Source organism: Streptomyces sp. ME19-01-6 (assembly GCF_033793745.1).
GTDB lineage: Bacteria > Actinomycetota > Actinomycetes > Streptomycetales > Streptomycetaceae > Streptomyces.
In genome coordinates this window covers 644,405-668,226 of record NZ_JARAXF010000003.1, presented here as the reverse complement: position 1 = coordinate 668,226, position 23,822 = coordinate 644,405, and the positions used below count along the sequence as shown (strand labels likewise).

Annotated in this window: 22 protein-coding genes; 9 read left to right on the top strand and 13 right to left on the bottom strand. The window is 72.3% G+C overall.

The features are described 5' to 3' along the window. Nucleotides 1–15: 15 nt before the first annotated feature. The gene (locus PV419_RS09680) at nt 16–1,113 is read right to left on the bottom strand and encodes a hypothetical protein (protein ID WP_319687462.1); all 1,098 of its coding nucleotides are present in this window, start codon (nt 1,111–1,113) and stop codon (nt 16–18) included. Nucleotides 1,114–1,242: 129 nt separating this feature from the next. On the opposite strand from PV419_RS09680, the gene PV419_RS09675 reads away from it, so the two are divergent. Then, complete coding sequence (locus tag PV419_RS09675) at nt 1,243–2,433, top strand: cystathionine gamma-synthase (protein ID WP_319687460.1); 1,191 nt, start codon at nt 1,243–1,245, stop codon at nt 2,431–2,433. Between the two features lie 35 nt (nt 2,434–2,468). Here the strand turns inward: PV419_RS09675 and PV419_RS09670 are convergent, their stop codons facing one another. From PV419_RS09670 to PV419_RS09660, 3 genes are all read right to left on the bottom strand, one after another. Continuing rightward, nucleotides 2,469–2,720, bottom strand: coding sequence for a hypothetical protein (locus tag PV419_RS09670; RefSeq protein WP_319687458.1), 252 nt, complete (start codon nt 2,718–2,720; stop codon nt 2,469–2,471). Continuing rightward, the gene (locus tag PV419_RS09665) at nt 2,717–3,217 is read right to left on the bottom strand and encodes a sigma factor-like helix-turn-helix DNA-binding protein (RefSeq protein WP_319687456.1); all 501 of its coding nucleotides are present in this window, start codon (nt 3,215–3,217) and stop codon (nt 2,717–2,719) included. Before PV419_RS09665 ends, PV419_RS09670 begins: the two co-directional genes overlap by 4 nt. A gap of 113 nt (nt 3,218–3,330) precedes the next feature. Then, nucleotides 3,331–3,831 carry a MarR family transcriptional regulator gene (locus PV419_RS09660; RefSeq protein WP_319687453.1) on the bottom strand — a complete coding sequence of 167 codons (501 nt, stop codon included), beginning with the start codon at nt 3,829–3,831 and terminating at the stop codon, nt 3,331–3,333. 146 nt (nt 3,832–3,977) lie between these two features. Between PV419_RS09660 and ilvA the strand changes: the two genes are divergently transcribed. From ilvA to PV419_RS09645, 3 genes are all read left to right on the top strand, one after another. Beyond that, nucleotides 3,978–5,234 (top strand): threonine ammonia-lyase, encoded by a 1,257-nt coding sequence (gene ilvA, locus PV419_RS09655; protein WP_319687451.1) that lies wholly within the window; start codon nt 3,978–3,980, stop codon nt 5,232–5,234. Nucleotides 5,235–5,346: 112 nt separating this feature from the next. Continuing rightward, nucleotides 5,347–6,315, top strand: coding sequence for an ATP-binding cassette domain-containing protein (locus PV419_RS09650; RefSeq protein ID WP_319687449.1), 969 nt, complete (start codon nt 5,347–5,349; stop codon nt 6,313–6,315). After that, nucleotides 6,315–7,271 (top strand): ABC transporter permease, encoded by a 957-nt coding sequence (locus PV419_RS09645; RefSeq protein ID WP_319687447.1) that lies wholly within the window; start codon nt 6,315–6,317, stop codon nt 7,269–7,271. Before PV419_RS09650 ends, PV419_RS09645 begins: the two co-directional genes overlap by 1 nt. A 54-nt stretch (nt 7,272–7,325) precedes the next feature. On the opposite strand, the gene greA is transcribed toward PV419_RS09645, so the two are convergent. Together greA and PV419_RS09635 are read right to left on the bottom strand one after the other, a co-directional pair. Continuing rightward, a complete protein-coding gene (gene greA, locus PV419_RS09640) occupies nt 7,326–7,823 on the bottom strand; it encodes a transcription elongation factor GreA (protein ID WP_319687446.1) in 498 nt (165 codons plus the stop codon). A gap of 176 nt (nt 7,824–7,999) precedes the next feature. After that, a complete protein-coding gene (locus PV419_RS09635; protein WP_319687444.1) occupies nt 8,000–8,410 on the bottom strand; it encodes a DUF4307 domain-containing protein in 411 nt (136 codons plus the stop codon). Nucleotides 8,411–8,506: 96 nt separating this feature from the next. Between PV419_RS09635 and mca the strand changes: the two genes are divergently transcribed. Continuing rightward, complete coding sequence (gene mca, locus PV419_RS09630; protein WP_319687442.1) at nt 8,507–9,379, top strand: mycothiol conjugate amidase Mca; 873 nt, start codon at nt 8,507–8,509, stop codon at nt 9,377–9,379. Between the two features lie 7 nt (nt 9,380–9,386). Then, nucleotides 9,387–9,641 (top strand): hypothetical protein, encoded by a 255-nt coding sequence (locus PV419_RS09625; RefSeq protein ID WP_319687576.1) that lies wholly within the window; start codon nt 9,387–9,389, stop codon nt 9,639–9,641. Nucleotides 9,642–9,686: 45 nt separating this feature from the next. Here PV419_RS09625 and PV419_RS09620 read toward each other — a convergent pair whose 3' ends face one another. Further along, entirely contained in the window at nt 9,687–13,109 is a 3,423-nt protein-coding gene (locus tag PV419_RS09620) for a tetratricopeptide repeat protein (protein WP_319687440.1), read from the bottom strand. A 102-nt stretch (nt 13,110–13,211) separates the two neighbouring features. Between PV419_RS09620 and PV419_RS09615 the strand changes: the two genes are divergently transcribed. Next, nucleotides 13,212–15,245, top strand: a complete 2,034-nt coding sequence (locus PV419_RS09615; RefSeq protein ID WP_319687438.1) for a thioredoxin domain-containing protein — start codon at nt 13,212–13,214, stop codon at nt 15,243–15,245. A gap of 120 nt (nt 15,246–15,365) precedes the next feature. Further along, nucleotides 15,366–16,394 carry an NADP-dependent oxidoreductase gene (locus PV419_RS09610; RefSeq protein ID WP_319687436.1) on the top strand — a complete coding sequence of 343 codons (1,029 nt, stop codon included), beginning with the start codon at nt 15,366–15,368 and terminating at the stop codon, nt 16,392–16,394. 18 nt (nt 16,395–16,412) lie between these two features. Here PV419_RS09610 and PV419_RS09605 read toward each other — a convergent pair whose 3' ends face one another. From PV419_RS09605 to trhA, 3 genes are all read right to left on the bottom strand, one after another. After that, complete coding sequence (locus tag PV419_RS09605; protein WP_319687434.1) at nt 16,413–17,024, bottom strand: TetR/AcrR family transcriptional regulator; 612 nt, start codon at nt 17,022–17,024, stop codon at nt 16,413–16,415. A gap of 5 nt (nt 17,025–17,029) precedes the next feature. Continuing rightward, nucleotides 17,030–18,646: an MFS transporter gene (locus tag PV419_RS09600; RefSeq protein ID WP_319687432.1), complete on the bottom strand. Its 1,617-nt coding sequence runs from the start codon at nt 18,644–18,646 to the stop codon at nt 17,030–17,032. Nucleotides 18,647–18,725: 79 nt separating this feature from the next. Beyond that, a complete protein-coding gene (trhA, locus tag PV419_RS09595) occupies nt 18,726–19,439 on the bottom strand; it encodes a PAQR family membrane homeostasis protein TrhA (protein WP_319687431.1) in 714 nt (237 codons plus the stop codon). Nucleotides 19,440–19,709: 270 nt separating this feature from the next. Between trhA and PV419_RS09590 the strand changes: the two genes are divergently transcribed. Further along, complete coding sequence (locus PV419_RS09590; protein WP_319687430.1) at nt 19,710–21,539, top strand: phosphoenolpyruvate carboxykinase (GTP); 1,830 nt, start codon at nt 19,710–19,712, stop codon at nt 21,537–21,539. Between the two features lie 112 nt (nt 21,540–21,651). On the opposite strand, the gene PV419_RS09585 is transcribed toward PV419_RS09590, so the two are convergent. Genes PV419_RS09585 through PV419_RS09575 form a run of 3 tightly spaced genes read right to left on the bottom strand, consistent with a single transcriptional unit; the run spans nt 21,652 to nt 23,724 of the window. Next, on the bottom strand, nt 21,652–22,200 hold the full coding sequence (locus PV419_RS09585; protein ID WP_319687429.1) for a GNAT family N-acetyltransferase: 549 nt from the start codon (nt 22,198–22,200) through the stop codon (nt 21,652–21,654). Next, on the bottom strand, nt 22,127–22,843 hold the full coding sequence (locus PV419_RS09580; protein WP_415925266.1) for a maleylpyruvate isomerase N-terminal domain-containing protein: 717 nt from the start codon (nt 22,841–22,843) through the stop codon (nt 22,127–22,129). The genes PV419_RS09585 and PV419_RS09580 overlap by 74 nt, the downstream gene beginning before the upstream one ends. Further along, entirely contained in the window at nt 22,840–23,724 is an 885-nt protein-coding gene (locus PV419_RS09575) for an NAD(P)-dependent oxidoreductase (protein WP_319687428.1), read from the bottom strand. Before PV419_RS09575 ends, PV419_RS09580 begins: the two co-directional genes overlap by 4 nt. Between the last annotated feature and the right edge of the window lie 98 nt (nt 23,725–23,822).

Sequence of the window (23,822 nt, the reverse complement as noted above, 5' to 3'; positions counted from 1 at the left end):
ACGCCGCCCGTTCCCTCAGCGCGGCAGCGTCGCCGGGGTGCCGCCCCGGCCCTCCCAGCCCGCCACGGCCAGCGCCCGGTAGGCGGTGTATTCGGCCGCCGGGTCCGTGCCGTACGACCACGGGACCGCGCCCACGTGTCCGTCCACGTGGCGGAGCTGCTCCATCGCCTCCGCGTAGCGCTCGGCGCGCACCAGGAACCAGACCAGCAGGTGGCGGACGTGCGGCTGGACCGGGTGGTCGGCCGGGGCCTCGTGGACCGCGAAGAGGGCGCCTTCGATGGCGCGGGTGACGACCGCGCTCTCGTACAGGGTGCGCACCAGGTCGGCCTCCGGGAGGTGCTCGAAGACCGCGAAGAGGGGGAGGGCGGGCAGGAGGCTGTTGGCCGGGGCGGTGCCGGCGGCGGCGTGGGTGAAGGCGTCGGCGAGGTCCTGCGAGCCGTGCCACTTCTCGCACCAGTAGTGGAGCGCGGCGAGGTGGGCGCCCATGTGGTGCGGGGCGCGCTCGATGACCTTGGACCAGAGCTCTTCGAAGTCGGCCTGCCGGCACGCGAGGCCGCGGGCGACGCCGAGCTCGATGATGTACGGCACCGGGTCGCCGGGCGCCAGCCGCGCCGCCTCGGCGCAGACCGTACGGGCCTCCTCCAGGATCATCCGGAAGTCCGCCGACGACGGGTCGCGCAGCGCCTGGCGGACCAGGAACTCCGCGTGCACGGCGGCCGCGCCCGGGTCCTCGGGCGCCGCGACCCGCCAGGTGCGCAGCCACATGCCGCCCTGCCCCGGCGCCTGGGCCAGTTCGAAGACTGCCGCGCCCGCGAGCGTCTGCACCCGCTGCCAGCGCAGCTCGGAGCTCGCGTCGGTGGCGGCCAGCAGGCGGGCGGCGGGCTGCCAGTCCTGGGTGTGCTGGACCTTCTCCAGGGCTTCGATCAGCTCGCGGTCCGGGCCGGGCAGCCGTACGTCCAGCCGGTCGGGCGGTACGAAGCCGTACGCGTCCGGGTCGGTGGCGCGCACCGCGCCGCGCATGGTCTTGCCTTCGCCGCGGATCCCGCGCACGGCGGGCACGACGAGGAGACCGCCGATCATGATGATGGCGATGAGGAAGATCAGATACTCCATGTGTGTCCCCTGCTGCCCCTGCTGTCCCTCGGACCCGGTACCCCTAGTCGGAACGTCTGTGCCCCAGACTATGTGCCCGTGGGGGTCGTTGAACCCGCTGGTACCGCGGTGGGCATTACCCTCGGCCCCATGACCGAGCAGCACACCCAGCAGCCCGCACCGCACGACGGCGCGGGACACAGCGCGCAGAGCTTCGAGACCCTCGCCATCCACGCGGGGCAGGAGGCGGACCCGCTCACGGGTGCCGTCGTCCCCCCGATCTACCAGGTGTCCACCTACAAGCAGGACGGGGTGGGCGGGCTCCGCGGCGGATACGAGTACAGCCGCTCCGCCAACCCGACCCGCACCGCCCTCGAGGAGAACCTGGCGGCGCTGGAGGGCGGGCGCCGGGGCCTCGCCTTCGCGTCCGGTCTCGCCGCCGAGGACTGCCTGCTGCGCGCGCTTCTGGTGCCCGGTGACCATGTCGTCATCCCGAACGACGCCTACGGCGGCACGTTCCGCCTCTTCTCCAAGGTCGCCGAGCGGTGGGGGGTGGAGTGGTCGGTCGCCGACACCTCCGATCCGGCGGCGGTGCGGGCCGAGCTGCGGCCCCGTACGAAGGTGATCTGGGTGGAGACCCCGAGCAACCCGCTGCTCGGCATCACCGACATCGCCGCCGTCGCCGACATCGCCCGCACCGCCGGGGCCCGCCTCGTCGTCGACAACACCTTCGCCAGCCCCTATCTGCAGCAGCCGCTCGCGCTCGGCGCGGATGTCGTCGTGCACTCGACGACCAAGTACATGGGCGGCCACTCGGATGTGGTCGGCGGCGCGCTCGTGGTCGCCGACCCCGGCCTCGGCGATGAACTGGCCTTCCACCAGAACGCGATGGGCGCCGTCGCCGGGCCGTTCGACTCCTGGCTGGTGCTGCGCGGCGTCAAGACCCTCGCCGTACGGATGGACCGGCACAGCGCGAACGCCACGCGCGTCGCGGAGCTGCTGGTCGCGCACCCCAAGGTGACCGAGGTGTTCTACCCGGGGCTGTCCGGGCACGCGGGGCACGAGGTCGCGGCCAAGCAGATGCGGGCCTTCGGCGGCATGGTCTCCTTCCGCGTCGCGGGCGGCGAGCAGGCGGCGGTCGACGTCTGCGACCGGGCGCGGCTGTTCACGCTCGGTGAGTCGCTGGGCGGCGTCGAGTCGCTGATCGAGCACCCGGGCCGGATGACGCACGCCTCGGCGGCGGGGTCGGCCCTGGAGGTGCCCGCCGACCTGGTCCGCCTCTCGGTGGGCATCGAGGCGATCGACGACCTGCTCGCGGATCTCAGCCAGGCCCTCGCGTAGCGCGGTCCGCGGGCGCGGTCACCAGCCTTCAGCGGTCACCAGCCCTCCAGAGGAGGGGTGGTGTCGGTCGGCGGCGTCGTCCACGGCTGGACGATCGCGGCCCATACGGTGAAGGTGATGATCGCGGCGATCAGCAGGACCCAGCCGACGGCCCGTACGGCGCGGTGGCGGCGCAGCATCTGCCGCCCCCGCCCGGCCGCCCGGTCGGCCAGGTCCGGCGGCACGGCCGGGTACGGGCCGTCCAGCATGCGGCGGACCTCGTCCTCCTTGCGATCGGGGAAGCTCATGGCGCCGCCCCCGCCGCCCGTCGGGGCTCCGGGCGCGGGCGTCGCGTCCCGGAGGGGCGGCCGCGCATCAGCGCCACCGAGCGCGTACAGATCGCGCGCACCCGCTCGACGGGCAGTCCGAGGGCGGCCGCGGCCTGCTCCTCCGCCACGCCCTCGTGCAGCCGTAACACCAGCACCAGGCGTTCTTGCGGGGTGAGCCGCCCCAGGAGGCCGCCGCGCGGCCGGCGGTAGAGCCAGGCGCGGTGGGCGAAGAGGGCGGCGAGTTCCCGGCGGGTGTGGTCGTACGGGTCCTCTCCGCGCAGCCGGTCCCAGCGGGCGTAGGTGCGGGCGAGCGCGGCGGTCAGCAGGCGCTCGGCGGCGCTGTGTTCCCCCCGTGGTCCCGGTGGTTCCCCCGTGAGCAGGGTCGCCGCGCGCAGCAGTCGACCGCCCGCCCCCGCCGCGAACACCGCGAACTCCCGGGCCCGGCGGCTCTCCCGTGCTGCCCGCCTCTCGCGCACCCGCCCTCCGCCTCCCGTCCCCTCCAGGACGCGGGCCCCTTTTCCGGACACGAGCCCGCTTCAAGGACACGGCAGGCGCGGCCGCCCGGTCAAGAGGCGTGCCGCGGAGTGGCTCAGGATGCGGACGCCGCCTGGGGCACGGGGGAGTGCGCGGCGGCCAGCGCGACGTTGAAACGGGTGAGCAGGTCGCAGAAGATGTCCCGCTCCTCGACGGTCCAGCCGTCGGTGACCTGCGCCATCAGCGCGCGCCGCGAGCACCGCACCTCCTCCAGGCGGGCCTTGCCGCGCGGGGAGAGCTGCAGGACGACCGCGCGGCCGTCCTCGGGGTGGGAGGTGCGCTTGACCATGCCGGAGTCGACGAGCGGGGCGACCTGCCGGGTGACGGTGGACGAGTCGATGCCCATGCCCGCGGCGAGCGCCTTGACTCCCATCGGTCCTTCCTTGTCGAGCCGGTTGAGCAGCAGATACGCGGCGCGGTCCATGGAGTTGCGGGCCTGTCCGACGCCGCCGAGGCGGGTCTGTTCGGCGCGCCGGGCGAAGACCGCGACCTGGTGCTGCAGGAGGTCGAGTACGCCGGTGTCGAGGTGGGTCGTCATGTCCGATTGGGTGGGCATGGACTAAGGCTCACTTCATGCGGTGGTCTGTGGGATGGGGCACAGAGTACGCGGCTGGGGGCCCGCCCGTACGGGGGCTGCAGAAACCTGCCGCGCCGATCCGGCCCGCGCTGGTGCGCGTGGGGCGGGCTGCGAGACTTGGGACCATGGCTCCACGCACTACCTCCGCTTCCGGTACCTCGTCTTCCGCTGTCCCGGCGTCCGTGATCACGCTCGACGATGTGCGTGCGGCGCAGAAGATGCTGTCGGGGGTCTCTCGGGTCACCGCGCTCGAAGGCAGCCGCCATCTGTCCGGTCTGGTGGGCTCGCCGGTGCATCTGAAGTGCGAGAACCTGCAGCGTACGGGCTCCTTCAAGCTGCGCGGGGCGTATGTGCGGATCGCCGGGCTCAGTCCCGAGGAACGGGCCGCGGGCGTGGTGGCGGCCAGCGCCGGGAACCACGCGCAGGGCGTCGCGCTGGCCGCCTCGCTGCTGGGGGTGCGCTCGACCGTCTTCATGCCGCAGGGCGCGCCGCTGCCGAAGATCGCGGCCACCCGGGACTACGGCGCCGACGTACGGCTGCACGGCCAGATCGTGGACGAGACGATGCGCGCCGCGCAGGAGTACGCGCGGCGCACGGGCGCGGTCTTCATCCACCCCTTCGACCACCCGGACATCATCGCGGGGCAGGGCACGCTGGGCCTGGAGATCCTGGAACAGTGCCCGGAAGTGCGCACGGTCGTGGTGGGCGTCGGCGGAGGCGGGCTCGCGGCGGGGGTGGCGGTGGCGGTGAAGGCGCTGCGCCCGGACGTACGGGTGGTGGGGGTGCAGGCGGCGGGCGCCGCGGCGTATCCGCCCTCGCTGGCCGCCGGGCACCCGGTGTCGATCGAGTCGCCCACGACGATGGCCGACGGGATCAAGGTGGGGCGGCCCGGCGACGTGCCGTTCCGGATCATCGGCGAGCTCGTGGACGAGGTCCGTACGGTGTCCGAGGACGCGCTGGCCGCCGCGCTGCTGCTGTGTCTGGAGCGGGCGAAGCTGGTCGTCGAGCCGGCCGGCGCCTGCTCGGTGGCCGCGCTGCTCGCGGAGCCGGAGTCCTTCGAGGGGCCGGTGGTGGCGGTGCTCTCGGGCGGCAATGTGGATCCGCTGCTGATGCAGCGCATCCTGCGGCACGGCATGGCGGCGGCGGGGCGCTATCTCTCGCTGCGGCTGCGGCTCACGGACCGGCCGGGGGCGCTCGCCACCCTTTTGGCGGCACTGTCGGCGGTCGATGCGAATGTGCTGGACGTGGGTCACGTACGGACCGATCCGCGGCTCGGGCTCACCGAGGCCGAGGTGGAGCTGCACCTGGAGACGGAGGGGCCGGAGCACTGCGCCGAGGTGCGGGAGGCGCTGCGCGAGGCGGGCTACAGGGTGTTGCCGTAGGGGTCTTCTTCCCCTTGTCCCCTGCCCTCGCTGTTTTCCACAGGCATGGACAGGCGGGGTAATTCGGGCGAAAGTTAAATCCTTCTATGAGCACGCCCGATGGGGGACGCATATGCCAGGTGCCATCTATGCCGAGGGTCTGGTGAAGACCTTCGGCGATGTCAGAGCCTTGGACGGGGTCGATCTCGACGTACCGGAAGGGACCGTGCTCGGGCTGCTCGGGCCCAACGGGGCCGGGAAGACCACCGCGGTGCGCGTGCTGACCACGCTGCTGCAGCCGGACAGCGGAAAGGCGCGCGTCGCGGGCGTGGACGTGCTGCGCCAGCCCGATCGGGTGCGCCGCTCGATCGGGCTGTCCGGGCAGTTCGCCGCCGTGGACGAGTACCTGACCGGCCGTGAGAACCTGCGCATGGTGGGCCAGCTCTACCAGATGGGCGCGCGGGAGGCGAAGGCGCGCGCGAGCGAGCTGCTGGAGCGGTTCCACCTGGCGGACGCGGCCGACCGCGTCGCCAAGACGTACTCCGGCGGGATGCGCCGCCGGCTGGACCTGGCGGCCGCCCTGGTCGTCAGCCCGCCGGTGATGTTCATGGACGAGCCGACCACCGGCCTCGACCCGCGCAACCGGCAGGCGCTGTGGGAGGTCATCCAGGAGCTGGTGGCGGGCGGCACGACGCTGCTGCTGACGACCCAGTATCTGGAAGAGGCCGATCATCTGGCGCATGACATCTGTGTGATCGACCGCGGCCGGGTCATCGCGCGTGGCACCTCCGACCAGCTCAAGGCCCGTACGGGCGGGGAGCGGGTGGAGGTGGTGGTCCATGAGCCCGCCCATATCGAGGTCGCGGAGCAGGTGCTGCGGGGCTTCGGCAAGGGTGAGGTCGCCGTGCAGCGGCACACCCGCAAGGTCACCGTCCCGGTCGTCGGCGGGGCCAAGCTGCTCGCCGAGGTGATCCGGGAGCTGGATGCGCGCGGGGTGGAGATCGACGACATCGGGCTGCGCCGCCCGACCCTCGACGATGTGTTCATCTCGCTCACCGGCCACGGTGCCGAGGGAGACAGGGCCGAGGAGGAGGTCAAGTGATGGCCACAGTAGACGAGACAACACCCGAGTCGACTCCGGGGGCGACCGACGCGACTTCCGGCGAGACCGCTGGCGCGACCGCTGGGACGGCTCCTGGGCAGGCTCCGGCGCACGGTACGCGCGTCGCCGTGGCCCCCCGGGCGTGGAGCGGGCCCGTCCAGTCGGTCCGCGACTCGCTCGTCGTGGCCCGCCGGAATCTGATCCGCATGGTGCGGATTCCCGAGGTGGTGGTGTTCGGCCTGGTCCAGCCCATCATGTTCGTGGTGCTGTTCAGCTATGTCTTCGGCGGCGCGATCATGGTCCCGGGGCAGAGCAGCGCCGACGCGAACGTGTACCGGGAATTCCTGATGGCGGGGATCTTCGCGCAGACCGTGACCTTCGCGACGGCGGGCGCGGGCGCCGGGATCGCCGACGATATGCACAAGGGCCTGATCGACCGCTTCCGCTCGCTGCCGATGGCGCGCGGCGCGGTGCTCACCGGCCGCACGCTCGCGGATCTGGTGCAGACGGCGCTGACGCTGGTGGTGCTGGCGATCGTCGCGGTCATCGTGGGATGGCGGATCCACGACGGGGTGCTGAAGGCGCTCGCGGCCTTCGGGCTGCTGCTTCTGCTGGGGTATGCCTTCTCGTGGATCGGCGCGCTGATCGGGCTGTCGGTGAGGACCCCGGAGGCGGCCACCTCCGGCGGGCTGATCTGGCTGTTCCCGCTGACGTTCATCTCGAACGCCTTCGTGCCCTCCAGCAAGATGCCCGCCTTCCTGGGGCATATCGCCGACTGGAACCCGTTCAGCGCCACCGTGCAGGCGAGCCGCGAGCTGTTCGGCAACCCCGAGGGGCTGGTCTCCGACGCCTGGCCGATGCAGCACCCCGTGCTTGCCTCCGTCCTCTGGTCGGCCCTGATCATCCTGGCCTTCCGGACGCTGGCGGTCCGTAAGTACCGCTCGGCGACCGCCTGAGCGAGGCGGTCGCCGAAGTCGGGATGGTGTCGGGGTGATCAGCCGGGGCGATCATCAGCCCTGGTAGGGCTTGGCCTCCAGGATCTTCACCGACGCGGTGCGGCCGTTCGGCAGCTCGTACGAGGCGTCCTCGCCGACCTTCTTGCCGTTCACACCCGAGCCCAGCGGGGACTGCGGCGAGTAGGTCTCGATGTCCGAGCTCGCGTACTCGCGGGAGGCGAGCAGGAAGGTCAGGGTGTCGTCCGGGTCGCCGTCGAAGGCGATCGTGACGACCATGCCCGGGGCGACCACACCGGTGTCCGCCGGGGCCTCGCCGACCTTCGCGTGCTGCAGCAGCTGCGTCAGCTGGCGCACCCGGAGCTCTTGCTTGCCCTGCTCCTCCTTGGCAGCGTGGTACCCGCCGTTCTCCCGCAGGTCACCTTCCTCGCGGGCAGCCTCGATCTTCTTCGCGATCTCGACACGTGCGGGACCCGACAGGTACTCCAGCTCGGCCTTGAGCTGGTCGTACGCCTCCTGGGTCAGCCAGGTGACGTTCTCGCTGGTCTGGGTCACAGGTGCTCCTCGTCGGTGCTGGGAATCGGTGCTGGGAATACAAATGAACGCCCTACTCAGAAGGGTGCGCCTTCAAAGCCGGGCGAAACCACGAGCCTAACAATTCCGGCTCGAAACGGGGAGGAGGAATCTGGGCGCAATGCGTACGAAACGCGTCAGCGCAGGTCAGACGGGACTCAGTGGCCCGACACAGGATCACAGCCGACCAGCTCGGCGCTGGTCGCCCGAGCCGTGGTGCGCACCGTCACGACCTTGACCGCATCGCCCTGGCCCTTGCCGAAGGTGAAGTCCTTGCGCCCCACCTCGCCGTGCTGCTCATCCAGGGTACGCACGGTGCACACCCCGGTGGTGCCCGTGTCCTTGGTGATCTCCAGGCGCACTTCGACGGCGCCGTCGGAGACCACCTGGAAACCGGTCACCCGGCCGCTGATGTCCTGGCCGGTGATATACGAGTAACCAAACCAGGCGATCATGGCAAGGAACCCGGCGCCGAGCACGGCACCCAGGATCTTCAGCTTGCGGTCGGCACGCTGGTCCGCCGACCGGCCATAACGCCCGTCAGGCAGCCCCTCGCGCACCGTGGCCATGATCGTCCCTCCTGGTTGGCGGACCCGGAATTATTCGCCCCCGGTTTGGGTCACTATAGAAGCCGTCTTCCACGACGAATCACCGAGGATCGAGACTTGACTGATCAGCTGCGATTGATGGCCGTTCATGCCCACCCCGACGACGAGTCGAGCAAGGGCGCGGCCACCATGGCCAAGTACGTGTCCGAGGGGGTGGACGTGCTGGTCGCGACCTGCACAGGCGGTGAGCGCGGGTCCATCCTCAACCCCAAGCTCCAGGGGGACCCCTACATCGAGGAGCACATTCACGAGGTGCGCGCCAAGGAGATGGACGAGGCGCGCGAGATCCTTGGGGTCAAGCAGGAGTGGCTGGGCTATGTGGACTCGGGCCTGCCCGAGGGCGACCCGCTGCCGCCGCTGCCCGAGGGCTGCTTCGCACTGCAGGACGTGGACGAGGCGGCGGGGAATTTGGTCAAGCTGATCCGCGAGTTCAAGCCGCATGTCATCACCACGTATGACGAGAACGGCGGCTATCCGCACCCCGACCACATCATGACGCACAAGATCTCGATGGTGGCCTTCGACGCCGCGGGGGACCCGGAGAAGTACCCCGAGGCGGGCGAGGCGTGGCAGCCGCTGAAGCTCTACTACAACCAGGGCTTCAACCGGCCGCGCACCGTCGCACTGCACGAGGCGCTGCTCGCGCGCGGCCTGGAGTCGCCGTACGGGGAGTGGCTGGAGCGCTGGAAGACGTTCGTGCGGGCCGAGCGCACCCTGACCACCTACGTACCCTGCGCCGACTTCTTCGAGATCCGCGACAAGGCGCTGATCGCGCACCGCACCCAGATCGACCCCGACGGCGGCTGGTTCCGGGTGCCGATGGACATCCAGAAGGAGGTCTGGCCGACGGAGGAGTACGAGCTCGCCAAGTCGCTCGTGGACACTTCCCTCCCCGAGGACGACCTCTTCGCGGGCATCCGCAACAATTGAGCTCATGATGAGCGCGACCAGCACCCTCGCCATGACGCATCTCGTGCCGCTCGCCAAGGAGCTCGACGAGAACAAGGTGACGCCGGGTGTCCTCGGCTTCATCGTCTTCGCGCTGATCGGCGGGGCGGTGTGGCTGTTGATGAAGTCCATGAACAAGCACATGAAGAAGGTGGACTTCGAGGAGGAGCCGGAGGCCGGGCAGACCGCGGCCGCCGCATCCCCGAAGGCTGCCCCGGGCACCAAGGGCGAGCGCACGGCCTGACCGCCAGGGAGTGACGGTCAGGGCGTGTCAGGCCGGGGCTTATGTCTATAGATCACCCCGGTCGTCCTGATCGGCCCGGCCACCGTGGCCGGCCCGGTCGTCCTGGTCGGCCCGCTCGCCCTGCGCGCCGGCCGCGGTCGGCAGAACCGCCATGACCTCCCGGGCGTGGCGGCTCGGCACCATGCCGAGCTGCCACGCCTGCCAGCCCGTCTCCGGCTCCACGCCACGCTCGAGCACCAGCGTGAACGCCTCCGCGCACCCCTCAAGACGCGCGTCCCCCGCCCAGTCGGCCGACCGCAGCTCACCCAGCAGCTCCACCAGCTCCTCCTGGGCGACCGCCGTGCCGACGACCGAGCCGCCCGCCGAGGCGAACGGCAGCAGCGTGCAGCGCAGGAACCGGGCCCAGCTCTCGCCGCGCCGGTCGCCGTACCCCGCGAACAGCCGCGCCGCCTCCTCCACCAGGTCCAGCGCCTGCTCCGCCCGGCCGTTTCCCGCGTCGATCACCGCGAGCTCCACACACGACCACGCCTCGCCATGGGCCACCCCCACCCGGCGGAAGTCCTGCCGCGCGTCCTGCAGCAGCTGCCGCGCGAACCCGCTGTTGAGCAGGGAGCCCGTCTGCGCCGCCCGCAGATCCCGGGTGACCCGCGCCGAGTGGTGCCGGGCGCACGCCAGTCCGTACACATCCCGCATCCGGCTGAACATCGTGCGGGCCCGTTCCAGGTCGCGCACCGCCGAGTCGTGGTCGCCGCGCTCCTCCAGCGCCTGGCCCAGGTAGTACAGCGTCCACGCCTCGCCGCGCGCGTCCTCGTTCTCCCGGTGGCGGGACAGGGCCTGACGCAGCTGGTCGACGGCGGCCGACGCCTCCCCGGCCACCAGCCGGGCGCGGGCCAGCTGGGTCAGCGCCCACGCCTCGCCGCGCTGGTCGTGGGTGCGGCCGTAGGCCTCCAGCGCCTCGCGCAGCTCCCGCTCCGCGCGCGGCACCTCGCCCATGCGCAGGCAGGCCTGGCCGAGCTGGAAGTGGGCCCACGCCTGGCCGTGCACGCTCTCGCTCTCCCGGTGCAGCTCCAGAGCCGCGTCCAGCAGCTCCAGGGCCTTCGCGAGCCGGCCCCGGTCGCGCTCCACCGCGGCCAGCGCGTGCATCGTCCACGCCCGGTCCGCCCGCAGCTCGTCGGCCGCCTGCAGCTCCATGGCCTCGGTCAGCTTCGCCGCGGCCTCGGTGAGATTGCCCTGGTGGTGCAGGGTGATGCCCAGGCTGCACAGCGCACGGGCCGCGCCCGCCTCGTGCTGCGCCTCGAAGTACAGGTCGACCACCGAGGACAGGGTGGTACGGGCCTGGTCCAGCTCGCCCAGCTGCCGGGCCGCGATGCCGGTGCGCCACTGCACCGAGCGCATCAGCAGCCCCTGGTCGACGGCCTGGGTCAGCTCGCTGATCTCGCCGAGCCGGTACAGGTCGCCGCGCAGCAGGCAGTAGTCGCACAGCGCGCCCAGCAGATGCAGCACCGCGGACTGGTCCACCCCCTCGGCATGGCGCAGGGCCGCCGTGATGAAGCTCGACTCGTCGTCCAGCCAGCGCAGCGCCGCGTCCAGGGAGGTGAAGCCGTGGCCGCCCGCCGCGCCCCGGGTGAACATGTCGGCGCGGGTGGAGGTCTTGCCGTCGACCATCCGGATCACCGAGTCCGCCAGCTCGGCATAGCTGCGGATCAGCCGCTCCTGGGCGGCGGTGCGCCGGGCCGGCTCCTCCTCGTCCATCAGCCGGCCGTGGGCGAAGGCGCGCACCAGGTCGTGCAGGCGATAGCGGCTGCCGCGGACGTGCTGGATCAGCCCGGCGCGGGCCAGCGCGTCCAGGTGGCGGACCGCCTCCTGGCCGTCCGTCTCCAGCAGCGCGGCCGCCGCGGCGGCGCCCAGGCTGGCCCGCCCGGCCAGCGCGAGACGGCGCAGCAGCCGCCGGGCGTCCTCGGTCTGGTCGGTGTAGCGCAGCCACAGCGCCCGCTCGACGGGGCCCACCGGGCCGTAGGCCTCCAAGGCGGAGACCAGGAGGCCGGGGGTGCGGGAGCCGAGCGAGGAGCCCGCGATGCGCAGCGACAGCGGCAGCCGGCCGCACAGCTCGGCGATCCGCTCCACGGACTGCCCGTCGTAGGGACCCGCGCCCGTCGGCTCCTCGGCGGAGGCGCGCAGCAGCTCCTCGGCGCCCGGCTCGTCCAGCGGGCCGACCTCCAGCCGGTGAACCCACGCGGCCAGGTCGGGCGGCAGCGCGAGCGGGGCGCGCGAGGTGACCAGGACCAGGCTGTCGGACCGCTCCGGGACCAGCGTGCGCACCTGCTCGGCGTCGCTGGCGTCGTCCAGCACGATCGTCACGGGCAGCCCGGTCAGATGCTGGTGGTAGAGCTCGGTGAGCCGCTTGACGTGCTGCCCCTGGGCCGACCGCTCCCGGAAGAGCAACTGATCGCGGGGCGCGCCGAGCCGGTTGAGCAGGTGCAGCAGCGCGTCGCGGGTGGCCAGCGGGGCCTGGCCTGGGCTGTCGCCGCGCAGATCCACCAGGCACGCGCCGCGGAACTGGTCGCGCAGATGGTGCGCCGCCCGCACCGCCAGCATCGTCCGGCCCGACCCGGGCGGGCCCTCCAGCAGCACCACCGTCGGTCTGGTCTCCGTGCTCGCCCGCGCCTGCTGGACCCACTGGGCGATCTGGGTGATCTGCGCCCGGCGCCCGGCGAACGGGCCGTCCGCCTCGGGCAGATGGCCGAAGGACTGCTCCAGCACGCTGCGCCTGCGGGCCGCCTGGCTGCGGTCCGCGCCGCGCAGCCGGGGAGCCTGGCCGGTGCGGCCCGCAGAGCCCGCGCGCCCTGCGCTGCCCTTGCCCGAGCCGGCCCCGGCGCCCGAGGCGGAGCGGGAGATCCGGTCCGCGCCGCCGCTTCCGCGGGTGGCGGCCGTCGTCATCCGATGCCGGTCGATAAAGGGCCGGATGCCGCGCACCTCCACGGCCGTGAGCCACTGGAGCCTCAGCTGCTCCGCCCCGCCCGGCCGGCCGGCCAGCGCGGCCTGGCGGTGGGCGGCGGGCCAGTGTCCGGCCGTGAGCCCCAGGACCGCGGCCGCCGAACCGGCCACCGCCGCGATCACGCCCGCGCCCAGCGCCGTGGTCACCGAGGTGCCCCAGGAGAGGTCCGCGCCGAAGGCCCCGGCGGCGGCGACCGCGCTGGCCAGCATCGGCGGGCCCAGCTGCCGGCGCGTCAGCCGGGACGACAGCGGCCGGCTCTCCGCCTCCGACTCCTCCAGCGCGCGCACATACGCGCCGTACTCCTCGGCGGCCGTCGCCGCCATGCTCTCCAGCGCGGCCCGCGCGCGGCCCAGCAGCACCCCGCCGTCCGTCCGCCCGCCGGAGCGCCGCACCTCCTCCTCCACGGCGCGCGCGAGCAGCCGCTCGACCTCTCCCCGATGACTGTCCCGCAGCGCGGTCGGTGATCCCGGCATCTTCGTCCCCCTCCTGCCAGCATCAAGTGTTCCGTTTCTGGCTCATATCCGGCAGGCCTGTGGATAACTCGCGCTCGCCATGAGTTGAGGGAGGATGGGGGCATGCCGAACCGTCTGGCGCACGAGACATCTCCGTATCTTCTCCAGCACGCGGACAATCCGGTCGACTGGCGGCCGTGGTCCGACGAGGCGTTCGAGGAGGCCCGCCGCCGTGGTGTGCCCGTGCTGCTGAGCGTCGGATATGCGAGCTGTCACTGGTGTCATGTCATGGCCCATGAATCCTTCGAGGACGAGGCGACCGCCGACCACCTCAACGCGCACTTCGTGTCCGTGAAGGTCGACCGCGAGGAGCGGCCGGACGTCGACGCCGTCTACATGGAGGCCGTGCAGGCCGCCACCGGCCAGGGCGGCTGGCCGATGACGGTGTTCCTGACCCCCGAGGCCGAGCCGTTCTATTTCGGCACGTACTTCCCGCCCGAGCCGCGCCACGGCATGCCGTCCTTCCGGCAGGTGCTGGAGGGCGTCCGCGCCGCGTGGGCGGACCGGCGCGACGAGGTGAAGGACGTCGCCGCGCGCATCGTGCGGGACCTGGCCGGGCGCGGCGGGGCCTCCCTGGCGTACGGGTCCGCCCAGCCACCCGGCCCCGAGGATCTGCACGCCGCGCTGATGGCGCTGACCCGCGAATTCGACGCCGTGCACGGCGGTTTCGGGGGCGCGCCGAAGTTCCCGCCGTCCATGGTGCTGGAGTTCCTGCTGCGCCACCACGCCCGCACGGGCTCGGAGGCCGCGCTCCAGATGGTCCAGGCGACCTGCGAGGCGATGGCCCGCGGCGGCATCTACGACCAGCTCGGCGGGGGGTTCGCGCGCTACGCGGTCGACGCGACCTGGACCGTGCCGCACTTCGAGAAGATGCTGTACGATAATGCGCTTTTGTGTCGTGTTTATGCCCATCTGTGGCGGGCTACTGGATCCGATCTTGCCCGACGCGTCGCCGTGGAGACCGCCGAGTTCCTGCTTCGCGAACTGCGCACGGAACAGGGCGGGTTCGCCTCGGCCCTCGATGCCGACAGCGACGACGGCAAGGGCGGCCACGCCGAGGGCGCGTACTACGTGTGGACCCCGGAGCAGCTGAGCGAGGTGCTGGGGAAGAAGGACGCCGAGCTCGCCGCCGAGTACTTCGGCGTGACCGAGGAGGGCACGTTCGAGGAGGGTGCCTCCGTGCTGCGGCTCCCCGACCGTGAGGCACTGGCCGACGCCGGGCGCCTCGCCTCCGTGCGGGAGCGGCTGCTGGCGGCGCGCGAGCGGCGGCCGCGCCCGGGCCGCGACGACAAGGTCGTCGCCGCGTGGAACGGCCTGGCGGTCGCGGCGCTCGCCGAGACCGGCGCGTACTTCGACCGCCCCGACCTCGTCGAGGCCGCGACCGCGGCCGCCGACCTGCTGGTGCGCGTCCACCTGGACGACCGGGGGCGGCTCGCCCGCACCTCCCTGGACGGCACGGCCGGAGCCCACGCGGGCGTCCTGGAGGACTACGCGGATGTCGCCGAGGGCTTCCTCGCGCTGTCCTCCGTCACCGGCGAGGGCAGCTGGGTCGAGTTCGCGGGGCTGCTGCTGGACACCGTGCTGCGCCGCTTCACGGCCGAGGACGGCACGCTGTACGACACCGCCGACGACGCCGAGGCGCTCATCCGCCGCCCCCAGGACCCGACGGACAACGCCGCGCCCTCGGGCTGGACGGCCGCGGCCGGGGCGCTGCTGTCGTACGCGGCCGTCACCGGCGAGGACCGTCACCGGGAGGCGGCCGAGCGCGCGCTCGGGGTGGTGCAGGCGCTCGGGGCGCGGGTGCCGAGGTTCATCGGGTGGGGTCTCGCGGTGGCCGAGGCGCTGCTGGACGGGCCGCGTGAGGTGGCCATCGTCGGACACGGCGAGGACCCGGCGACCCGCGCCCTGCACCGGGCCGCCCTCCTGGGCACCGCGCCCGGGGCGGTGATCGCGGTCGGCGAGCCCGGCTCCCGGGAGGTGCCGCTGCTGCTGGACCGCCCGCTGCTGGAGGGGCGGCCCGCCGCGTACGTATGCCGCCGGTTCACCTGTGACGCGCCCACGGCGGACGCGGGGGCGCTGGCGGGGAAGCTGGGGTAACGAAGCGCTCGGCGACCCGCGGCTTGACCGGGTCATGAGCGGCGCGCCCTACGGTCGCTGTATCGCCCGGCCCGCGCCGCGCGGCCCGGCCGCCGTGGCGCACCGTATGGAGGAGCGCCGATGCCCGTCGTCCCCGCCGTGCACCGCGAGGTGCGGCTCGCCGTCCGCCCGCGTCCCGCGCGGCCGCTGAGCGCCGAACACTTCGAACTCGTCCAGGTCCCGGTGCCCCGGCCGGGGCCCGGGCAGGTGCTGGTGCGCAACCGGGTCATGGCCGTGACCGCCGTGATGCGCACCCTGATGAACAGCGAGGCCGACCTGTTCATGCCGCCCTATGGGGTGGATGAGGTGTTGTGGGGGCTGGCCGTTGGGGAGGTGGTTGCCGCCCCCGACGGCGGGCCCGACGGCGGCCCCAAGGTCGGGGAGTTGGTCGAGCACCGGTTCGGCTGGCGCGAGTACGCGGTGGTCGACGCCGCCGAGGCGCACCGGCTCGACCCGGCCGCGCTGCCCGACCCGGCCGCGCATCTGTCCCAGGGGCCCAGCGCCTGGATGGGCATCGTGCGCGGCGCCGAGGTGCGGTCCGGGGACACGGTGTTCGTGACGGGGGCCGCGGGCGGGGTGGGGTCGCTCGCGGGCCAGATCGCCCGGCTGAAGGGCGCGAAGCGGGTCATCGGGAGCACCGGCTCGCCGCGCAAGGCGGAGTATCTGACCCGGGAGCTGGGCTATGACGCGGTGGTGATCCGGGGCGCCGGGCCGATCGAGGAGCAGCTGCGCGAGGCGGCCCCCGACGGCCTGGACGCGGTCTTCGACAACGTCGGCGGTGAGCAGCTGCGCGCCGCGCTGGCCCTGGCCCGCCGGGGCGCCCGGTTCGCGATCGTCGGAGCGCTGTCGGGGCAGGCCACGGGCGGTGCGACGGCTCCGGTGGAGGTCGACACGGTCGCGCTGACCGCGCGCGGGATCACGCTGCGGGGCATCGCGCTGTACGACCACATGGACGTGATCCCCGAGTGGACGGCCGAGTTCGGCCGCGGGCTGCGGGCGGGGACACTCACCTTTCCGCACGTCCGCCTGTCGGGCATCGCGCGGGCGCCGCGCGCGCTGTGCGAGCTGCTGGAGGGGCGGCATGTGGGCGCGGTGCTGGTGGATCTGTGAGCCGGCGGCCCCAGAGGTTCACAGGGTCAGGCCGCGGGCCAGGACCTCCAGCGCGTAGTCGATGTCCTTCTCCATGTCCTCGATCCGCCCGCGGTCGAAGCAGTGGAAGACCGCCTCCTGCAGCGCCCCGAGGACGGCCGCCACGACCACCCGCACGTCGAGGTCGTCCGTCGCCCGCCCGCTGCGCTCGGCCAGCACCTCGCCCAGCATGTCGCCGGTCTGGGTCAGGCCCTCGCTCATCCGCCCGCGCAGCGCCGGGACCTGCCGGATCAGCGTCAGCCGGATCAGCATCTCCCCGCGGGCGTCCTCGGCGTACTGGCGGATCAGGCCGACGATGGCGTGGCGCAGGGAGGTCACCGGCGGCTCGTCGAGGGGCCGTGCGCGCAACTGCTCCACGATGAGCGGGTCGTACTCGTCCGTGAGGACGATGTCCTCCTTGGTCGGGAAGTAGCGGAAGACCGTGCTGGGGGAGACGTCGGCGGCCTCCGCGATCTGGTCGACCGGGGTGGCGTCGTACCCCTGTTCCTCGAAGAGCCGGTACGCGGCGCGCCGGATCGCCTGCCGGGTCTGGATCTTCTTGCGCTCACGCAGTCCGAGCTTGGGCGGGGCCGTGGGGGTGGTACGTGCCATGAAACTCATTGTCGGGCATCAGCGCGCTCCTCGGCCATGGCCGGTGCCTCGGTGTCCGCTGCGCCCTGTGTGTCCCGAGCGTCCTGCCCGCCCCGTGGGTCTCGCGCGCCCCGGCCCGGCATGAAGCGCGCGATCAGGGCGGCCGCGGCGAGCGCGGCGGCGGCGGTGATCAACAGGGTGAGGTCCATGCCGTGGACGAAGGCGCGGTCGGCGGAGGCGGCGAGCTCGGGGCTGTGCAGGCGCTCGGCCAGTAGCCGGGCGGCGACCACCGAGTCGCCGGCGGCCTCCGCCGCGCCCGGCGGCAGTCCGGTGGTGTCCAGCCGGTCGTCGTACGCGTCCGCGAGCAGGCTGCCGAGGAGGGCGATCCCGATGGCGCCGCCGACCTGCCGCAGCGTCATCAGGAGCCCCGAGCCGGTGCCCTCGCGGTCCTTGGGCAGTGAGCCGAGGGCCGCGTCCATGGCCGGGACGATGCCGAAGCCGAAGCCGAGGCCGGTGAGCGACAGCCACAGCGCGGTCATCCCGTAGCCGTCGCCGACCTGGGTGCGCGAGCCCAGGAACGCGGCCGCGGCGATCACCAGCAGCCCGCCGGCGACCACGGACCGGGCGCCGAGGCGTGCGGCGAGCGGGCCGGCCGTGCGGGCGGACACCAGCAGCCCGCCCATCATGGGCAGCAGCCGCAGCCCGGTGCCGAAGGCGTCGTACCCGAGCACGGCCTGGAGGTACTGGGGCAGGACGAACAGCAGGCCCAGCAGACAGAAGCTCACCAGCGTGGCGGTGACGGCGCTCCACAGGAAGGCCGGCCGGCGCAGCAGCGGCAGGTCGAGCATCGGGCGTACGGCCTGCCGCTCGCGCAGCACCAGGCCGGCGAGCAGCGCCACGGACGCGGCGAGCGCGGTGCAGATGAGCGGGTCGGACCAGCCGCGGTGCGGCGCCTCGATGATGCCGTAGACGAGGGCGGAGAGCCCGCCGGCGCTCAGCGCGGTGCTGACGGGGTCGACCTTGGGGGCCGCCGGGTCGCGGGTCTCGGGGAGCAGGAACAGGCAGACGGCCATGGCGATCGCGGCCATGGGGATGTTGATCAGGAAGACCGAGCCCCACCAGAAGTGGTCCAGGAGCCAGCCGCCGACCAGCGGTCCCAGCGGCATGCCGAGCGCCGCGGCCGCGCTGAGGGCTCCGATGGCCTTGGCGCGCTCCTTCGGACCGAAGAAGGTGGGCACGACGGCCAGGGCCAGGGGTGAGACCAGGGCGGCGCCCAGGCCCATGATCACGCGGGCGGCGACGACGAGCGCCGCGGAGTCCACGAGGGTGCCGACGACCGAGCCGACCAGGAAGATCCCCAGGCCCGCCACCAGCATCGAGCGGCGGCCGAACCGGTCGCCGAGCAGACCGGCCGGGAGCATTCCGGCGGCGAAGACGACGGTGTACGAGTCGGCGATCCACTGCTGTTCGCCGGTGTCGGCGCCGAGCGCCGTGGCCATCTGCGGCAGGGCGATGTTGAGGATCGTCGTGTCGAAGCCGAGCACGAGCAGGGCGGCGACGAGGGCACCGAGCGCCCACCAACGACGCGGGTCCAGGGCATCCGGGGCATCCGGGACCTCTGGGTCGGCCGGGACAGCGGACATGGCGCACCTCCGAGAGTTACCGTCAAGTGGCAGTAACTCTCAAAAGGTGTGGGCTGTCAATCAGGGCGCCTGGCGGGCGTCAGGCGTGCTGATAGGCCACCAGGGAAATGCCCACGTAGTGGACGATGAAGGCGGCCACTGTGAAGGAGTGGAACACCTCGTGGAAGCCGAACCAGCGCGGTGAGGGGTTGGGGCGCTTGGTGCCGTAGATCACCGCGCCCACGCTGTAGAGCAGGCCGCCGACGACGATGAGCGTCATCACGGCGACGCCGCCGGTGTGCAGGAAGTCGGGCAGGAAGAAGACCGCCGCCCAGCCCAGGGCGATGTAGCAGGGGGTGTAGAGCCAGCGCGGGGCGCCGACCCAGAAGACCCGGAAGGCGATACCGGCGAGCGCCCCCGCCCACACCAGCCACAGCAGCAGCTCCTGCTTGCCATCGGGCAGAAGTAGCAGCGTGAAGGGCGTATAGCTGCCCGCGATGATCAAGAAGATATTGGCGTGGTCCAGCCGGCGCAGCACGGCCGTGGCGCGCGGGCCCCAGTTGCCCCGGTGGTAGAGAGCGCTCACGCCGAACAGCGCGCAGGCGGTGAGGGTGAAGATGCCACAGGCCAGACGTCCGCGCGGGCTGTCCGCGAGGGCGGTGAGGACCACGCCGGCGACGAGCGCGGCGGGGAACATGCCGGCGTGCAGCCATCCACGCAGCCGTGGCTTGACCGGGACCGGCGGAGCTGCTGGGGGCCCCGGCGTGGTGTCAACCGGAGCGTCAACGGCGGGCTTGGGCGCGGCGGCAGTCATAGCGGACATGCTACCTACGCAACCGTAAGTTACCCCACTGTTTCGAGTGGTGATGGTCACCCTGTGCCCACTGGACAGAATGCCCGAGCCGTCGGATGATCAAATGAGCGCGGTCGGCACCGGATGAGCTGAGCATCCGGGTCGCAGCCCCCAAGGGGTAGCTGTCTCCATAACTCCCAAAAGCCAAAATGCGGGTATGAGTGCACATATCCGCCCAAACCCTCAATCAGTAACGCCGGACCGGCGCGGTCCCGGCGGGATGGAGCGATCGTGGCGCCCAGCAATGTGGCTTCCTCTACCACCGCAGCCCCCACCAGCCACCAGGAGCTGATCTCCTGGGTCGGCGAGATCGCCGAGCTCACCCAGCCCGACCGGGTGGTGTGGTGCGACGGCTCGGAGGCGGAGTACGAGCGCCTGTGCGCGGAGCTCGTGGAAAAGGGAACCTTCCAGCGTCTCGACCCGATCAAGCGGCCCAACTCGTACTACGCGGCCTCCGACCCCACGGACGTGGCGCGCGTCGAGGACCGCACCTTCATATGCTCCGAGCGCGAGCAGGACGCGGGCCCGACCAACCACTGGAAACACCCCGACGAGATGAAAGAGATCTTCGCGGGGGAGCAGGGTGTCTTCCGGGGCTCGATGCGCGGCCGGACCATGTACGTGGTGCCGTTCTGCATGGGCCCGCTCGGCTCGCCGCTGTCCGCGATCGGCGTCGAGATCACCGACTCCGCGTACGTCGCGGTCTCCATGCGCACCATGACCCGCATGGGCCAGGACGTCCTCGACGTCCTCGGTGACCAGGGCTTCTTCGTCAAGGCCGTGCACACCCTCGGCGCCCCCCTGGAGCCCGGCCAGGCCGATGTCCCCTGGCCCTGCAACTCCACCAAGTACATCTCCCACTTCCCCGAGGCGCGGGAGATCTGGTCGTACGGCTCCGGCTACGGCGGCAACGCGCTGCTCGGCAAGAAGTGCTACGCCCTGCGCATCGCCTCCGTCATGGCCCGCGACGAGGGCTGGCTCGCCGAGCACATGCTGATCCTCAAGCTCACCCCGCCGCGCGGGGAGGCCAAGTACGTCGCGGCGGCCTTCCCCAGCGCCTGCGGCAAGACCAACCTCGCCATGCTGGAGCCGACCATCCACGGCTGGACGGTCGAGACCATCGGCGACGACATCGCCTGGATGCGCTTCGGCGAGGACGGCCGGCTCTACGCGATCAACCCCGAGGCGGGCTTCTTCGGCGTCGCACCCGGCACCGGCGAGCACACCAACGCCAACGCCATGAAGACCCTGTGGGGCAACTCGGTCTTCACCAACGTCGCGCTCACCGACGACGGCGACGTGTGGTGGGAGGGCATGACCGAGGACGAGCCCGCGCACCTCACCGACTGGAAGGGCAACGACTGGACGCCCGGGGCCGGCACCCCCGCCGCCCACCCCAACGCCCGCTTCACCGTGCCCGCCGGGCAGTGCCCGATCATCGCGCCCGAGTGGGAGGACCCCAAGGGTGTGCCGATCTCGGCGATCCTCTTCGGCGGCCGCCGCGCCAGCGCGGTGCCGCTGGTCACCGAGTCCTTCGACTGGCAGCACGGCGTCTTCCTCGGCGCCAACGTGGCCAGCGAGAAGACCGCCGCGGCCGAGGGCAAGGTCGGCGAGCTGCGCCGCGACCCGTTCGCCATGCTGCCGTTCTGCGGCTACAACATGGGCGACTACATGGCCCACTGGGTGAAGATCGGCAAGACCGCCGACCAGGCCAAGCTGCCGAAGATCTACTACGTGAACTGGTTCCGCAAGGACGCCGACGGCCGGTTCGTGTGGCCGGGCTTCGGTGAGAACAGCCGCGTGCTCAAGTGGATCGTCGACCGCCTCGACGGCAAGGCCGAGGGCGTCGACACCGCGATCGGCGTGCTGCCGACCCGCGAGGCGCTGGACACCGAGGGCCTGGACATCGCCGACGCCGACCTCGACCTGCTGCTGACCGTCGACAAGGAGGTGTGGCGCGAGGAGGCGGCGCTGGTCCCCGACCACCTGCGCACCTTCGGCGACCACACGCCGCAGGAGATGTGGGACGAGCACCGCGCGCTCGTCGAGCGCCTCGGCTGAGCGACGGCTCCGCCGCGCCGCGCCGAACAGGCAGGGGCCCCGCACCCGTGTGCGGGGCCCCGCCTCGTTGTGGCGCGGCAGGCGCCGTTGGACACCGGCCCCCTGAGGGTCATCACGTGAGCCTTGGTCTTGTTCGAGCTGAACCATCCGTGCCGAGCGTGCCGTTGAGCCGCTTGCGGAAGCACACACGGGCCTGCCCCAGGCCGTCGTAGTCGCTGTGTACGGGCACCCCGTCGATCTCGCGGTCGCCCGCTTCGAGCTCGAACCCCATGGCCCGGTGAAACGCGATGGACCCGGTGTTCCCCGGCGAGGTGATCGCCAGCACCTCCTTCCGGCCCGCCTCGGTGGCGCCCCGGAAGAACGCCTCGTAGAGCCCGCGGCCCACGCCCTGCCCGCGCAGTCGCGGATCCACCCCCACGAAATGAATATAGGCATCATGGTCGTTGTCGCCCGAGTAGAAGCCGACCAGGAACGCCTCGACCGCCCCTGATTCGTCCTCCCGCACCAGGCTGGTGCCCGAGAAGAACTGCAGAAACAGCTTAGGCAGCAGCAGCGACAACTCGCGGGCCTGCTCGGGCGTGCGGGAGTCACCCCACCATGTCCGTACGCGCTCCACGATCGCGGGGTGGTCGGACACGCGGGCCTGACGCAGGTGTGGCATGCCTGTCTCCTTCGGGGATTCCGTCCCACTGCCACTCGGTGCGCCGCGGACGGCCGGGCAGCGGGATACGTCCGGTACACCACAACAGAGTGTCGGATGGTCCGGCTCCCGCCGGGGCATGGGGGAAGAGCCGGGCCAGCGCGGCATCGCTCGGGCCGCCGGGCGGGGCCCAGGAAAGCCCGAGGGCGCGGGTGATGTCGTAGGTGTGGACGACCAGTTCGGTGATTCCCATGGCGGCGAATCCGGCGGCGTCGGAGTGACCCCAGGGATGCCAGGCCCGCACGCCGGTGGCCGTGTCGCGGACCGTGGAGGTGAGGAGGGACGCGGCGATACGGATGCCCTCCAGGCAGGCGGGAACCGGGGCCCCGGGGTCGAGCGAGGCGAAGAGCGTGATGTAGCGGTCCTGTGGCCGGGCGATGAGCAGGCCGGCGTAGCCGGTCAGGCCGAGGGCGAGGTGGTCGAGGGTTTCCCGGCAGGTCCACTCCAGGCCGTGGGCGGGGTGTGACCAGTCCTGGTCCGCTGCCTGGAGGAGGGCGGTCAGGCAGTCCTCGGCGGCGGCCGACAGCAGTTCGGTCCAGGGCGCGCCGTGGCCGGGGATCACCGGTTCCGGCGTGGGGTGAGCGGTGGTCGGGGGCGTGGTCACTGGTCGTCCGCCGACTTCCTCAGGACCTCGATCACGCCCGCGAAGCTGTCCGAGCCGTGCCCCGCCGCCTTGGCCCGCTCCATGGTGGACTTGAGCAGCTCGGGCAGGGCGTTGTCCACGCCCCGCGAGGCCGCCGCGTGGAGGAGGTGCTCGATGGCCGCGATCTGTACGTCGATGGTCGCGTCGTCGCCCGGATAGCGGCCGGCGTCCACCTGCGGCGCGTAGGCGGTGAGGAATCCGGCCACGGCGGTCAGCCAGCGGATCGCGATCGGGGTGAAGTCCGTGGCCCGCGTCTTGTCCGCGCCGACCAGCGCGGTGCCGTGCAGCCAGCCGGTCATGGTGGACCACATCAGGCCGAGCAGCGCGGCGTCGTAGAGGGAGGCCAGGCCGGGGTCGTCGGACAGGTACAGGGGGTCGCCCAGGGCCGCCAGGGTGGGGCGGTGGGCTTCGAAGACGGCTCGCGCGCCGCTGTACAGGAACATCATCTCGGGGCTGCCGACGCCGGGCGGGGTGGTCATGATCGCGCCGTCGAGGTAGTCGGCGCCGTGGGACCGCGCCCACGCGGCCATCTCGTGGGCCTGCTCCGGCGAGCCGGAGGTGAGGTTGACCAGGACCTTGCCCGCGAGGGAGCCGGTGACCGGGTCAAGGATGGTGTGCAGTGCCTCGTAGTCCAGCACACAGGCGAGGATGAGCGGGCTCGCCGCGACCGCCTCCTGGGGCGTCGCGGCCGGGCGGGCGCCCAGGTCGGTCAGCGGCCGCGCCTTGTCCGCCGAGCGGTTCCACACGGTGGTCGGGTGGCCGCGGTCCAGCAGCGCGGAGGCCAGCGCCGAGCCCATCGAGCCCAGTCCGATGACGGTGACGGCCTGGTGGTCAGCGTTCAACTCACAACTCCCTATACGTCCGCACACGGCGGTTGATCACTCAGCTGCCACGCTCGCAGCGCGCGACGGCCGGGGACAGTGACACCGATGACGGCGGC